Source organism: Candidatus Symbiopectobacterium endolongispinus (genome assembly GCF_018777385.1).
GTDB classification, from domain to species: domain Bacteria; phylum Pseudomonadota; class Gammaproteobacteria; order Enterobacterales; family Enterobacteriaceae; genus Symbiopectobacterium; species Symbiopectobacterium endolongispinus.
This window is the reverse complement of record NZ_JAFJYB010000009.1, coordinates 13,095-27,412: the sequence shown is the minus strand read 5'-3', so window position 1 is coordinate 27,412 and position 14,318 is coordinate 13,095. Positions and strand designations below refer to the sequence as shown.

Sequence of the window (14,318 nt, the reverse complement as noted above, 5' to 3'; positions counted from 1 at the left end):
TGAGTGAATAAATGGCAAAAGAACGGGCATTAACGCTGGAAGCGCTGCGAGTGATGGATGCCATCGATCGCCGTGGCAGCTTTGCGGCGGCGGCTGATGAGCTGGGGCGCGTGTCGTCGGCGCTGAGCTACACTATGCAGAAGCTGGAAGAAGAGCTCGACGTCGTGCTTTTTGATCGCTCAGGTCACCGCACTAAATTTACCAATGTGGGGCGTATGTTACTCGAGCGGGGAAGAATTCTGCTCGAAGCCGCCGATAAACTGACCACCGATGCGGAAGCGCTGGCGCGCGGCTGGGAAACCCATATCACTATCGTTGTTGAAGCGCTGATCCCTACTGAGAAACTGTTTCCTCTGCTGGATAAGCTGGCTCTGAAAGCCAATACCCAGGTGTCATTGCTGACCGAGGTGCTGGCCGATGCCTGGGAGCGTTTAGAGCAGGGGCGGGCCGATATCGTGATTACCCCTGATATGCACTTTCGCGCCTCTTCCGAAGTGAATACGCGCAAGCTGTACACCATGAACAACGTTTACGTCGCCAGCCCGGATCACCCTATTCATCAGGAGCCTGAGCCGCTGTCGGATGTGACACGCATTAAATATCGCGGGATTGCCGTGGCGGATACCGCGCGCGAACGCCCGGTATTGACCGTGCAACTGTTGGATAAGAAGCAGCGTTTAACGGTGAGTTCTATTGATGATAAACGTCGCGCGCTGTTGGCAGGATTGGGCGTTGCCACTATGCCTTACCCCATGGTCGCCCAGGATATTGCTGAAGGGCGCTTGCGGGTTGTCAGCCCAGAATATTCGATGGAGAGCCAGATCATCATGGCATGGCGTCGTGACAGCATGGGCGAAGCAAAATCCTGGTTCTTGCGCGAATTGCCCAAAGTGCTGAACCAGGCGTGATGTGATGCTTGCACCTGTCGTTTGCTGATTAATCCGTCCGCTGATTAAACCTGTCGCGCCCGTGCGGTGCGCTCAGGTCGTTTTCTGGCCCGATGGAGATAATGCCGTGCGGATTGATCGTACCGTGGCTGCGTTAGTAATGATGACGGATATGCGGGATGTTGACGGTATCTGCAATGCCAGGGATTTGGTAAATATCACGCAGGAAACCGAACAGATTCGGGTAGTCTGCCAGCCGACGCTTGTCACACTTGAAATGGGTATAATAAAATGGATCGAAAACGCAGTAACGTGGTCCACAGACGAATATCCGCTTCAGTCAATGCGTTGCCTGTCAGATAACGCTGCTGCGCCAGACGGACTTCCAGCGAATCCAATGCCTCGAATACGCCATTGACCGCTTCATCATAGGCGTCCTGCGAGGTAGCAAACCCCGCCTTGTACACGCCGTTATTGATGGTGGGGTAAATCCACTCGTTTAACGCATCAATCTGTGTGCGCAGCGCTCCTGGTAGTAATCGCCGGGCGTTGCACCAATGTCATCAAACGCCGAATTGAACATGCGGATAATATCGGCGGATTCATTACTGACGATGGTATGGCGTGTTTTGTCCCACAATACCGGAACGGTAACGCGTCCGCTGTAATCGGCGTTGGCATGCAGGTAGAGTTGATAGAGAAATTCGTGCTGATAGAGCGAGTCACCGGTGGTGTCAGGAAAATCGATGCCAAAAGTCCAGCCATGATCCAGCATCAAGGGATGCACTACGGACACACCGATGTGTTCCTGCAACCCTTTTAGCTGGCGCATGATCAAGGTGCGGTGCGCCCAGGGGCAGGCGAGCGAAACATAGAGGTGGTAGCGATTGGCTTGGGCCTCGAAGCCTCCTTCGCCCGTGACGCCCGGTGTGCCATCCGGGGTTATCCAGTGGCGAAACTGTGCAGTGGTACGTTTGAAGTGACCGCCTGTCTTACTGGTGTCATACCAGGTATCGTGCCATACGCCATCGATTAGTTGTCCCATGGGTCCTCCATCATCAATGTAAAAACCAGGGTGCAGAGTACTGCGCCGCTGGTGCGAGAGGTTATGCCTGGTGTTGGCATCAAACTACGGTGTTACCACTTTTTATTCAAAATACGGTCGATGCTGAAAGCGCCCGGGCCCGTTACAGCCAGCAGATAGCCGCCTGCGATGGTCAGGTTTTTCAGGAACATCAACTGGTTTACACCTTCGGCAAAGTTAGTGTGAAACAGCAGGGCAGTCAGCAGTGTGAATCCCGCTGTGAAAAGGGCTACGGTGCGAGTCAGAAGACCGAACAGCACCGCCAGTCCGCCGCCCAGTTCCAGTAGAATGGTCAGTGGCAGCAGAAATGTCGGAACGCCCATGGTCTGCATGTATTGCGCGGTTCCCGCATAGGCATCGCCCAGTTTGCCGTAACCTGCCACGATGAACAGGATTGGCATAAAGATGCGAGCGATAAGCAGCGCTGTATTTTCTAAATTTTTCATCATTTGTCTCCAAGGAAAAGGAGGCTGGCAACAAGTCTGTATGCCGCGCTACAGCAGGATATCTCTGGGGATATCATCTGCACATCCGGTATGGAGCAAATACTATGGGGGAAACGGTTTGGATTCCAGCGAGTTAAATTGTCTGTTTTTTTTCAGAAAATATGAATATGTGTGTGCGGTCCGATATGTTTAGCGGGGCGACAGCGTTTTGCGCAGCAACTTGAGCGTTCCCAGCAAGCCAATGCCACGTCTGGCCCAGCGAATCAGCCGCGTGCGAGCAGAACGCCCAGCACAACCCCTACCACAGCACCGATACCCACGCCGGTCCACGGGTTCTGCAGAACATAGTCATCCGCGTAATCCGCTGCTTCTTTGGTCTGGTTAACGATACGTTCGCCGGTTTCACTCAATCGTGAACGAGTGTCCTTCAGTGCACTTTCCGCTTTGGATTTATCGCTTGAGGAGTTCAAGACTTCTTCCAAGGTATCCGCAAGTGATTTCAACTCGTTGCGCAACAGTTCAGATTGTTGATCTTTAGACATGATTAACTCCTTTTCGATAAATAAGGAGTATTAACTATAGCTCAACTTTTACGATTGGAATGGCGGAATGGGACGAGGTAATTCTGATAAGCTGCTGTAAGCGCTGAGTAATCCCATAGAACACGCCCAACCCTGGTCGGTGAACATGGGCTGGGTGCGATCAAGACAAGCGAAATCTGATGGGTTATTGCCCACCGGCAGCGGCGATCTCCTGCCGGGCTGCATGCAACTCTTTCTGGTCTTCGGCGAGTTTGTCCTGACGTTTTTGAATCTTGTCCGCATCGGCGCCGTATTGCTGACTTTCACGTAATTCCGCTTTTCGCTCCGCGACTTTGGCTTGTTTCTCCGCCAGATTTTGCTGGCGTTTGACGCGCAGGTCATCATTCCGACAGTACGTTTACACATTGCGCAGCGCCGTTTCCAGGCCTTGAATCTGGCCTGCGTTACGGTGCTTACGGGCCTGTGCCAACTGCTGTTCGATATCATAGGCTTTGGCTGCACAGGTGCCTGCTGGCGGCACTTTTGCGTCAGCGGCATAGGCACTGATGGCGGCGAACGCCAGACTTGCAGTAATAACTCCACGTAAAACGGTTACTTTTTTCATATCATCATCCAAGTGTTGCGGTCTTTTGCGTCAGCTTTTGTCGCCAGAAAGAAACGGGTTTAGGCGGTTGCTGAGTGATGATTTTTGCCTGCGGAAACGAGGGCAGAAGTGCTTCACGCGCGGCAAAGGTCTGCTCCGATGACGCCAGTCTGACGATCAGGCTGTCTGGCGCAGGGGGTAATGCTTTTGATGACAATACCACGCTCATTAAGACGCTGGTAAACGTAAAAACCATCAGGGAGCGGTGCGCCCTGATGGTGAGGAAAAATGTGCAGCAGCGTTTCATCCTGTTGACGGCTCGGTGACTGGGTCAGCAGGATAATTGGCAGCATCACCAGAATCATCATGCGCCAGATAGCTTTCAGATAACGCCAACCGAATAACCCGTTAGTTCCCTTTTTCTACATTGTAGGCGCGTTTCTTACGCCACAACACTAACAGTGAACCGAACAGACCGACGAACAATAACACCAGTGGCAACATCATCAGGCAAAACATCAATTCGTCTTCATACTTCATGAAAACCGGCGTCTTGCCTATCGCGAACCCAAGCGAAACCAGAATCAACACCCACAGCAGCCCGCTCATCCAGTTGAAAAACTGAAAGCGGGTATTGTCCAGCCCCGAAAGTCCGGCAATGGTAGGCAGCAACGTGCGGACAAAGGCGAGAAATCGGCAAATCAGCAGCGCAGACAATCCATGACGATGGAACAACAGGTGCGCACGCTGGTGATAGTGTGCGGGGAGATGAGAGAGCCAGCCTTGTACTACCCGGGTATTCCCCAGCCACTTCCCTTGAATATAGCTCACCCAGCAGCCAAGGCTGGCGGCGGTGGTCAGCAATGCGATAGTGAATGCATAATTCATCGTGCCTTTGGCAACCAGCACGCCGACCAACACCAGCAGACTGTCTCCGGGCAGAAAGGCCGCGGGTAACAGACCATTTTCCAAAAACAGGATCATGAACAGAATAAAATAGAGCGTCCAAACCAGTTTGTGGTCAGCGATAATATCGAAATTTTGATGCCAAAGCGCATTAACAAGTTCTTTAATTAATTCCATTCGGTATTCCTAACACAACAGCATGCTACGTGGCCCATCGGCGATGAAATACACCGACTGCAAGGGTCATTATGTACACCGGCTCGCCATGGTGAGCGCTGTTAGAGTAGAACATACCGATGTTCACATATCTCATCCACTTAATCCATTTTGCCCGACGAGCCTGCATTGTTGCGTTTTGGCGGCAGTAACGCGGAAAATACCGGATTAAGCGTTAAAAAGAGCTTCTAACTGTAACAAAAGCCTAAAGGTTAAGATAGGGAATTATCGCAGGAAAATGTGAGATTTATCGCTGCTGTTTGACAGAAAAGGTTTTTTGCGGCCGATTTTACATTTTTTGACACAAACAGGTGTTTTCAGACGTTTTGGCCTCTATTAAGTGACAGAGGCGGCAGGTTTTTTGTTCTGGTGGTCAGGATTTGTGCACAGTGATTGGCTCAAGATGCACGACGGGATTTTCGGCAAACATATAGCGGTCAACGTTGAATTCAAAGTCATCGGTGGTGGCGCGAAACAGCATTTGCTTGGTGTTTTCCAGATGCTGCCACATCGCTAGCTTGGCGGCGTAGGGATCTTTGCGAATCAGTGCCTTAAGGATTTGATCGTGCTCTTCGCACCAGCTTTCGATCGAGCGATCGTCAATGTGTTCGTGCAGCTTGAGCCAGTAGGGGTTGTGGATACGCTGGCTCCACATTTTTTCCACGATAGTGGCCATGGCCGAGTTCTGTGTCGTCAGTGCCACCTGAATGTGAAACTTCAGATCCCACTCGGAATCACGGAAACGATCTTCCTGACGCGCATATTCCTGGATCTCCATCAACTGGACAATGTCTTGACGCGTCACCTGTGTCGCCGCAAATTCGGCAATATTACTTTCAATTAACTGGCGTGCCTGCAACAGTTCAAACGGCCCGGCGGTGACAAACTCGATATCCCCGCCGCTGGGCACGCGATGGCTTTGCTGATTGGAAATGACATGAATGCCTGAACCTTTCCGCACCTCGACGTAGCCTCCCACTTCCAGCATGATGATCGCCTCGCGCACGACGGTGCGGCTGACGTTCATCTCTTCTGAAATGTAGCGTTCGGCGGGTAACTTCTCACCAACAAGATAAGCGCCACTTTCGATGCGCTGCTTAAGTTCTGCGGCTAACCGTTGGTATAGTCGACGGGGCTCAGTGAGTGCCATATCTTTGCTCTTTAATATATGACGGTCCGTAAATGGGGAACCTTTCCCTGCGACTTTCCTGCACCGCAACCTCACCACAGGGGCGAAAAAAGGCTGAGAAAACCATCGCGTCAAGATTTGTTATACCACTTATTCGTGAAGCCGACCAACATCAAGGTCACAGTTATGCATTATCAGCCCGCAATAAAAACGCCCGATAACCGGGGTTATCGGGCGTCAAAGCAGGTCTAGCCGTGAGACAGGCAGTGATTAATGCTGCTGTGCCGTCTCAAGCACTGCGGCTTGTTCTATCTCTACCGCTGGGCGGTTTTGCAGAATAACCCAGATCAGGATGGCACCCAGCACATCAAAGGCTGCCAGCACCGCGAACAGCGGGCCGAAGCCAATGGTGTCAGCCAATGCGCCAACGACCAGAGCGAACAGGGTGCTCGCCAGCCAGCCTGCGCCGCCGGTCAATCCGTTGACGGTAGCCACTTCGTTACGACCAAACACATCAGAAGAGAGCGTGATCAGCGCGCCGGACAGTGACTGGTGCGCAAATCCACCTACGCACAGCAGCGCGATGGCAATATAAGGGCTAGTGAACAGGCCGATAACCCCAGGGCCAATCATCAACACCGCACCCAGCGTCACCAACATTTTGCGAGAAACGATCGGGTTCACTTTGAAATATTTCTGGAACAGCATGGGCATGTAACCACCCAATACGCAGCCCAGGTCAGCAAACAGCATCGGCAGCCAGGCGAACATGGCAATTTCTTTCAGGTTAAAGCCATAGACCTTGAACATGAACAGCGGGATCCAGGCGTTGATGGTGCCCCATGCCGGTTCAGCCAGGAAACGCGGTAACGCGATGCCCCAGAACTGACGGTTGCGCACGATCTGCCAGGCGGACATTTTCTTACCGTTATCAGCCTGATGCTGAGATTCCTGACCGCTCAGAATGTAATCGCGCTCTTCATCAGTCAGTTTTTTCTGGTCTTTCAGATACTTATAAAATGCCAGCCAGCACAGAGCCCACACCATGCTCAAGGCACCGGTGATGATAAAGGCCATTTCCCAACTGTGCATCACGATGGCCCAAACCACCAACGGCGGCGCGATCATGGCACCGATCGAGGAACCGACGTTGAAGTAACCTACGGCAACGGAACGCTCCTTGGCCGGGAACCATTCACTGCTCGCCTTCAAGCCCGCAGGAATCATGGCCGCTTCGGCCATGCCGACCAGACCACGTGAAATGGCCAGACCTTGCCAGCTGTTTGCCATTGCGGTACAGGCGCAGAAAATGGCCCACAGGATGGCGAACATGGCATAGCCGACTTTGGTACCCAACAGGTCCAGTACGTAACCGGCGATGGGTTGCATAACGGTATAACAGGCAGAATAGGCAGCAATGATGTAGGAGTATTGCTGTGTCGTGATATGTAACTGATCTTGCAACGTCGGGGCGGCAACGGCGATAGCATTACGTGTCAGGTAACCGAGCACGGTGCCAATGGTCACCAGCCCAATCATGTACCAACGTAGCCCTTTGATTTTACGCATTTGTGTTTTCTCTCCGAGTCAAAAAATAACACCGTGCCGCTAGCTGAGCTAACAACCGGTGTTGTGTTTAGCCAACAAGGTTGGCCAGCGCACCTCCCAGAAGGGCGCAATCGCAGGGTTTCAGTAACGGAGCATGTTTGTGGCGTCATTGCGCTTACTTTTAGGAAGGCGGCAAGGCGCATAGATAAGGACGCCTTGCTCGCCTTTTGCTCTCTTGAAACCTGCTTTTGATTTGGACCAGGATTTTTTCTCTTGGGAATGGAATAGAGATTGAATCCCGGTTCAAGACGGCGCCACAATAATTTGTCATACAACTTTAAAAGTTGAGTGGCATCACAAAACCATTATATTTATGCGTAATAGCTAAAATTTGTTCGATATCGGCCTGTGTTGAGAGCTTGCTGCGCGGTGTCATGACCAATTTGCCAGGCATGTGAATTTTTGCGATCATGACCTCACTAATGATATGAGATATCCAGCATAATTGGTGTGATATCTTTCAACAAAGGCCAATGTTGTGCCTGAGCGCACGGTGAGGAAGAAGAGTATGCCCAGTTTCTTAGCGAAGATTTTCTGTTAGACAGCGAATTTGCTCGTCGTTTGTATCATGACTATGTGGCTGACCAGCCTATTTTTGATTACCATTGCCACTTGCCGCCTGAACAGATTGCAGAAAACTACCGCTTTAAAAACTTGTATGACATCTGGTTAAAAGGTGATCACTACAAATGGCGTGCTATGCGTACTAACGGCGTGCCGTAGCGTCTTTGTACTGGTGATGCCAGCGACTGGGAGAAATTCTCCGCCTGGGCAGAAACCGTGCCGCATACCATTGGTAACCCGTTGTACCACTGGACGCATCTCGAACTGCGCCGCCCGTTTGGTGTAACAGGTACGCTGTTAGCGCCGGGTACTGCGAAAGAGATTTGGGATCGCTGCAATGCCCTGCTGTAACGTGATGAATTTACCGCGCGCGGCATCATGCAGCAGATGAACGTGAAAATGGTCGGTACCACCGACGACCCGATTGACGATCTGCGTCATCACAAAGCCATCGCCGCTGATGGCAGCTTCAACGTCAAAGTGCTGCCGAGCTGGCGTCCTGACAAGGCTTTCAACATCGAGTTGGCCACCTTTAACGATTACATGGCAAAACTGGGTGAAGTGTCTGATACCGACATTCGTCGTTTCAGCGATTTGCAGGCCGCACTGACCAAACGTCTGGATCACTTTGCCGCACACGGCTGTAAAGTTTCTGACCACGCGCTGGACGTAGTGCTGTTTGCCGAAGCGGATGAAGCGACGCTGGATGGCATTCTGTCCCGTCGTTTGGGCGGTGCTGCACTGAGCGATGTGGAAGTGGCGCGGTTCAAAACTGCCGTATTGGTATGGCTGGGTGCGGAATATGCGCGTCGCGTTTGGGTGCAGCAGTACCACATTGGTGCGCTGCGTAACAACAACCTGCGTCAGTTTAAACAGCTGGGGCCAGACGTTGGTTTCGACTCCATCAATGACCGCCCGCTGGCACAATAACTGTCTCGCCTGCTGAGCAAGCAGAATGAAGAAAACCTGCTGCCGAAAACCATTCTGTACTGCCTGAACCCGCGCGATAACGAAGTGCTGGGCACCATGGTCGGTAACTTCCAGGGTGAAGGCATGCCGGGCAAAATGCAGTTTGGTTCTGGCTGGTGGTTCAACGATCAGAAAGACGGCATGCAGCGTCAAATGACGCAACTGGGCCTGCTGAGCCGCTTTGTGGGCATGTTGACGGATAGCCGCAGCTTCCTGTCTTACACTCGCTATGAGTATTTCCGTCGCATCCTGTGCCAAATGATCGGCCGCTGGGTAGAAGACGGCGAAGCCCCAGCAGACATCAATTTGCCGGGTGACATGGTGAAAAACATTTGTTTCGATAACGCTAAAAACTATTTCGCCATAGAATTATAAGACCGTGGGCAAGGTGACAGGGTGGTAACAACCTGACCCCGATCGCACTTCCTGTCCTGAGGTAGCTTCTTAATGCAAACATTGAATCGTCGTGACTTCCCTGGTCGTCAACATCCTGATCGTATCATCCAATTCGGTGAGGGTAACTTTCTGCGCGCGTTCGTTGGCTGGCAGTTAGATTTGCTAAACGAACATACCGATCTGGATGCGGGTGTGGTGATCGTTTGTCCGATTGATACCGATTTTCCGCCTTCATTAGACACTCAGGATGAGCTGTACACCACGATCATTCGCGGTTTGAATGAGCAGGGCGAAGCGGTGCGTGAGCCGCGCCTGATCCGTTCTGTTAACCGTGAAATCAACATTTACCGTCAGTTTGACGAGTATCTGGCACTGGCACACGATGCCAACATCCGTTTCGTGTTCTCCAACACCACCGAAGCGGGCATCAGCTATCACGCCGACGATCGTTTGATGGATACGCCGCCGGTCAGCTATCCGGCTAAGCTGACGCGCCTGCTGTTCGAGCGCTTTAACCACTTCAACGGCGCTGCCGACAAAGGCTGGGTGCTGTTGCCGTGTGAACTTATCGATTATAACGGCGTTGCACTGAAAGAACTGGTGCTGCTCTATGCCGCGCAGTGGGAGCTGCCGCAGGCCTTTGTCACCTGGATCAACGAAAACAACACGTTCTGCTCCACGCTGGTTGACCGTATTGTGACGGGCTATCCGCGTGCCGAAGTGGAAGCGCTGCAACAGGAAATGGGCTATCAGGATACCTTCTGGGATACCGCTGAATACTTCTACCTGTTTGTGATTCAGGGGCCGCAATGGCTGGCTAAAGAGCTGCGCCTCGACAAGCTGGACCTGAATATCCGCATCGTTGACGACATCAAGCCGTACAAAGAGCGCAAAGTGGCGATTCTGAACGGTGCGCACACCGCGCTAGTGCCGGTTGCCTTCCTGGCCGGCCTGGATACCGTAGGCGAATCCATGAATGACGCGCAAATCAGCAGCTTTGTGGAAAAAACCATTGCCGAAGAGATCGTTCCGGTGCTGGATTTGCCGCACGATGAGCTGACATCCTTTGCCCAAGCGGTGCTGAGCCGTTTCCGTAACCCGTTTATTCAGCACCAGCTGTTATCCATTGCCCTGAAGGCATGACGAAATTCCGCACCCGTATTCTGCCGCAACTGCTGGCCTACCGTGAGCAGAAAGGGGCATTGCCGGCGCGTCTTACCTTTGCACTGGCGGCGCTGATCGCGTTCTACCGTGGCGATCGCAACGGTGAAGCCTACCCGCTGCAAGATGATGCGCACTGGCTGGAGCGCTATAGCACCATGTGGCACGGCGTCAACGATCGCACCACTTCGCTGCAAGCGCTGGTTACCACTGTGCTGAGCGATGCGGATCACTGGGAACAGGATCTGACGCAGGTGCCGGGATTGGTAGAACAGGTTACGCAGCAACTGCAAGCGATCGTCGATCGCGGCATGAAGCGGCAGTAGAAGGGTATTGTTAATGGCTGAAGATTTATCGATGCAGAGCATCATCAAAATCCATGCGCTGGACAATGTGGTCGTTGCGTTGCGTGATGTTGCGCAAGGTGAGGCGGTAACCGCGGGTGGCGTCACGGTGACGCTGCCGCAGCCGGTGGCGCGCGGGCACAAATTTGCGCTTTATGACATCGCGCCGGGCGAGATGATCGTGAAGTACGGCTTGCCGATCGGCCATGCGTTAGTGGCGATTGCACCGGGACAGCATATTCACTCCCAGAATGCTAAGACCAATCTGAGCGATCTGGATGAGTATCAATACCAGCTGGAATTCATGACACTGCCAGAGCAGATGGCCGATCGTGAAGTACAGATCTACCGTCGGAAAAACGGTTATGTCGGGGTGCGTAATGAACTGTGGATCCTGCCGACCGTAGGCTGTGTTAACGGCATCGCGCGTCAGATCCAGACTCGCTTCCTGAAAGAAACCAACAATGCGGAAGGCATCGACGGGGTGTATCTGTTTACTCATCCGTTTGGCTGTTCGCAGTTGGGGCAAGACCATGAAAATACCCGTACCATGCTGCAAAACATGGTGCGCCACCCCAATGCGGGTGCGGTGCTGGTGATTGGCCTGGGCTGTGAAAACAACCAGGTAGATGCGTTCCGCACTACGTTGGGTGACTATGACGCAGAACGTGTGACCTTCATGATCTGCCAACAGCAGGATGATGAAGTTGAAGCGGAGCTGGAGCGTCTGCATGCGTTGTATGAAGCGATGCGTAACGACCAACGCGTTCCGGGCAAACTGAGCGAGCTCAAGTTTGGTCTGGAGTGCGGCGGCTCGGATGGGTTGTCTGGTATTACCGCGAACCCGTTACTGGGGCGTTTCTCGGATTACATGATTGCCAACGGCGGCACCACTGTGTTGACGGAAGTGCCCGAAATGTTTGGCGCAGAGCGTATTCTGATGAGCCGCTGCCGCGATGAAGCGACGTTTGAAAAAACGGTCCACATGGTCAATGACTTCAAACAGTACTTTATCGAGCACAACCAGCCGATTTATGAGAACCCCTCGCCGGGTAACAAGGCCGGTGGTATCACTACGCTGGAAGAGAAATCACTGGGCTGTACCCAGAAAGCGGGGCAGAGCAAAGTGGTGGACGTGCTCAAGTATGGCGAGCGCCTGCATACGCCGGGGTTGAACTTGCTCAGCGCACCGGGTAATGATGCGGTGGCTACCAGCGCGCTGGCGGGCGCGGGCTGCCATATGGTATTGTTCAGTACCGGTCGCGGGACGCCTTACGGCGGTTTTGTACCTACGGTGAAACTGGCAACCAACAGCGAGTTGGCGCAGAAAAAACCGCACTGGATCGACTTTGATGCTGACCGCCTGATTCATGGGGTGTAAATGGACGATCTGCTGACCCAGTTTGTGAACATGATCGTGCAAATTGCTGATGGCAAAAAGCTGGCGAAAAACGAGATCAATGATTTCCGCGAACTGGCGATATTTAAAAGTGGCGTAACGTTGTAAAATCTCCCGCCTTTAATTAAAATGAAGCGGCGTTCCATTTATTGGCGCCGTTTTATTTATTTTCACCACTCCTTTTCCCAAGGCACAGATCATGACGAGTTATTGGTTTGCTCAGGCAGTGGGGGCGATTGCCTTCCTGGTGGGGATTACCGTATTTTTTCACCGTGACGATCGCAAATTCAAACTACAACTTTCCCTCTACAGCGCCATCATCGGTATCCATTTCTTTTTGATGGTGGCAAATGCCGCTGGCGCCAGTGCACTGCTGAATGCCGGGCGCACGGTGATTGCTACGCGCACCCACAATCTTTTTGTGATGTTTGCCTTTATTATCCTGACGCTGGTGTTCGGGCTTTAGGGTCTTAAGCATGCGGTTGAGCTGCTGCCGATCATTGGTACGCCGATCAGCACCTGGGCATTGTTCCACACCAGTGGGTTGACGACACGCTGCGTCATTTGGTGCGCCACACTGTGCTGGGTAATACATAACGTATAGCTCTGATTGAAGGCACATTTTTGATCCTCAATGGCTACAACATCATTCGTTTTTGGCGCATGCAGAAGCGTGGGCTGGACCCGTTCCGGGCAGAAACGCAATCTCATTAATGTCGCTATTGCTCCGTTTTCCCTCACCTTGATACAGAAGATGAGGGAAACGAGAAGGTGTTACAGCAGGTTCAGCCGCTCTTTCTCTGCCAACTTGGCATCTTCCGCATCACACACCGCCGCCGTAAAGATAACGTCCGTGGAGGAGTTCACTGCGGTTTCCACCGAGTCTTGAATCACACCGATGATAAAGCCGACGGCGACCACTTGCATGGCCACGTCATTCGCAATACCAAACATGCTGCACGCCAGCGGGATTAACAGCAATGATCCTCCGGCAACCCCCGATGCGCCACAGGCACAAATGGCGGCGACTACGCTGAGCAGCAGTGCGGTAAGCATATCGACATGAATGCCCAGCGTATGGGCGGCAGCCAGCGTCAGGATGGTGATGGTTACTGCCGCGCCCGCCATGTTAATGGTGGCTCCCAGCGGGATGGCGACGGAGTAGGTGTCTTCGTCCAGATTCAGCTTATGGCACAGCTCCATGTTCACCTGGATGTTGGCTGCCGAACTGCGCGTGAAAAAGGCGGTAATACCGCTTTCGCGCAGGCAAGTCAGCACCAACGGATACGGGTTGCGGCGAATTTTCCAGAACACGATCAGCGGATTGATGGCAAACATCACGAACAGCATGCCGCCGACCAGAACGGTCAACAGATGGGCATAGCCCCACAGCGCGTCAAAGCCGGTTTCTGCTAACGTTGAGGATACCAGGCCAAAAATCCCCAGCGGTGCAAAGCGAATGACCGTGCGCACCAGCAGCGTAACCGCATCTGAAGCGTCGTTGATAAAGGCTTTGGTGGAAGGCGTGGCGTGGCGAAACGCGATGCCAAAACCAATTGCCCACACCAGAATACCGATGTAGTTGGCGTTGATCAGCGCATGAATCGGGTTGGCGACCACGCTCATCAGTAACCCTTTCAGCACTTCAACGATGCCGGCGGGCGGTACGATATCGGCAGACTGCGCGCTCAAGGCGAGGGTGGTGGGGAACAAAAAACCCAGAACCACCGCGACCAGCGCGGCCGAAAAGGTGCCGATGCCGTACAGGACCAGAATGGGGCGGATATTGGTTTTCTGTCCTTGCTGATGATTGGTGATGGAAGCCATCACCAGAACCAGCACCAATACAGGCGCAACGGCTTTTAATCCGCCCACGAACAGCGTACCGAACAGGCCGACGGCCAAGGCCGCAGAGGGGGATAGCAGAGCGAGGAGAATACCTAACGCTAACCCGACAACGATTTGCTGTACCAGACTGCCTCGCACTATATAGCGGAGAATCGCAGAGTATGTATTTTTCATAAAATAGACGGTGTTCCCGTTCCGTAACTTAACAAGGGTTGTGTGGTAGCACGTTGCAGAAT

The 14,318-nt window shown here is 52.8% G+C and carries 8 protein-coding genes and 6 pseudogenes; 5 read left to right on the top strand and 9 right to left on the bottom strand.

The features are described 5' to 3' along the window. Positions 1–11 precede the first annotated feature (11 nt). Positions 12–908 (top strand): LysR family transcriptional regulator, encoded by an 897-nt coding sequence (locus tag JZM30_RS22850; RefSeq protein WP_252321443.1) that lies wholly within the window; start codon positions 12–14, stop codon positions 906–908. 28 nt (positions 909–936) lie between these two features. Here JZM30_RS22850 and JZM30_RS22845 read toward each other — a convergent pair. From JZM30_RS22845 to JZM30_RS22810, 8 genes and pseudogenes are all read right to left on the bottom strand, one after another. Further along, positions 937–1,932 (bottom strand): annotated as a pseudogene (locus tag JZM30_RS22845) (glutathione S-transferase family protein). 92 nt (positions 1,933–2,024) lie between these two features. Next, positions 2,025–2,417 carry a DoxX family protein gene (locus tag JZM30_RS22840; protein WP_252321485.1) on the bottom strand — a complete coding sequence of 131 codons (393 nt, stop codon included), beginning with the start codon at positions 2,415–2,417 and terminating at the stop codon, positions 2,025–2,027. A gap of 263 nt (positions 2,418–2,680) precedes the next feature. Further along, on the bottom strand, positions 2,681–2,959 hold the full coding sequence (locus JZM30_RS22835; RefSeq protein ID WP_252321442.1) for an ElaB/YgaM/YqjD family protein: 279 nt from the start codon (positions 2,957–2,959) through the stop codon (positions 2,681–2,683). Positions 2,960–3,143: 184 nt separating this feature from the next. Continuing rightward, positions 3,144–3,563 (bottom strand): annotated as a pseudogene (locus JZM30_RS22830) (DUF1090 domain-containing protein). 113 nt (positions 3,564–3,676) lie between these two features. Next, positions 3,677–3,910: a hypothetical protein gene (locus JZM30_RS22825; RefSeq protein ID WP_308167210.1), complete on the bottom strand. Its 234-nt coding sequence runs from the start codon at positions 3,908–3,910 to the stop codon at positions 3,677–3,679. A 40-nt stretch (positions 3,911–3,950) separates the two neighbouring features. Beyond that, on the bottom strand, positions 3,951–4,625 hold the full coding sequence (locus JZM30_RS22820) for a DedA family protein (RefSeq protein WP_252321441.1): 675 nt from the start codon (positions 4,623–4,625) through the stop codon (positions 3,951–3,953). 412 nt (positions 4,626–5,037) lie between these two features. Next, positions 5,038–5,814, bottom strand: coding sequence for a transcriptional regulator ExuR (gene exuR, locus JZM30_RS22815; protein WP_252321440.1), 777 nt, complete (start codon positions 5,812–5,814; stop codon positions 5,038–5,040). Between the two features lie 249 nt (positions 5,815–6,063). Beyond that, positions 6,064–7,362: an MFS transporter gene (locus JZM30_RS22810; RefSeq protein ID WP_252321439.1), complete on the bottom strand. Its 1,299-nt coding sequence runs from the start codon at positions 7,360–7,362 to the stop codon at positions 6,064–6,066. Positions 7,363–7,917: 555 nt separating this feature from the next. Here JZM30_RS22810 and uxaC point away from each other — a divergent pair. The 4 pseudogenes from uxaC to JZM30_RS22790 form a co-directional block, all read left to right on the top strand. Beyond that, positions 7,918–9,309: pseudogene (gene uxaC, locus JZM30_RS22805) on the top strand (glucuronate isomerase); the annotation flags it as partial. Between the two features lie 72 nt (positions 9,310–9,381). Next, positions 9,382–10,831: pseudogene (locus tag JZM30_RS22800) on the top strand (tagaturonate reductase). A 17-nt stretch (positions 10,832–10,848) separates the two neighbouring features. Continuing rightward, positions 10,849–12,342 (top strand): annotated as a pseudogene (locus tag JZM30_RS22795) (UxaA family hydrolase). Between the two features lie 91 nt (positions 12,343–12,433). Beyond that, positions 12,434–12,948: pseudogene (locus JZM30_RS22790) on the top strand (YgjV family protein). Positions 12,949–13,008: 60 nt separating this feature from the next. Here the strand turns inward: JZM30_RS22790 and sstT are convergent. Beyond that, complete coding sequence (gene sstT / locus JZM30_RS22785) at positions 13,009–14,256, bottom strand: serine/threonine transporter SstT (RefSeq protein WP_252321438.1); 1,248 nt, start codon at positions 14,254–14,256, stop codon at positions 13,009–13,011. Positions 14,257–14,318: the final 62 nt, after the last annotated feature.

Bases quoted from the DNA above. Each gene is read 5' to 3' on its own strand.
- JZM30_RS22850 (WP_252321443.1), top strand. From the start codon at position 12: ATGGCAAAAGAACGGGCATTAACGCTGGAAGCGCTGCGAGTGATGGAT.
- JZM30_RS22840 (WP_252321485.1), bottom strand. From the start codon at position 2,417: ATGAAAAATTTAGAAAATACAGCGCTGCTTATCGCTCGCATCTTTATG.
- JZM30_RS22835 (WP_252321442.1), bottom strand. From the start codon at position 2,959: ATGTCTAAAGATCAACAATCTGAACTGTTGCGCAACGAGTTGAAATCA.
- JZM30_RS22825 (WP_308167210.1), bottom strand. From the start codon at position 3,910: ATGATGATTCTGGTGATGCTGCCAATTATCCTGCTGACCCAGTCACCG.
- JZM30_RS22820 (WP_252321441.1), bottom strand. From the start codon at position 4,625: ATGGAATTAATTAAAGAACTTGTTAATGCGCTTTGGCATCAAAATTTC.
- exuR (WP_252321440.1), bottom strand. From the start codon at position 5,814: ATGGCACTCACTGAGCCCCGTCGACTATACCAACGGTTAGCCGCAGAA.
- JZM30_RS22810 (WP_252321439.1), bottom strand. From the start codon at position 7,362: ATGCGTAAAATCAAAGGGCTACGTTGGTACATGATTGGGCTGGTGACC.
- sstT (WP_252321438.1), bottom strand. From the start codon at position 14,256: ATGAAAAATACATACTCTGCGATTCTCCGCTATATAGTGCGAGGCAGT.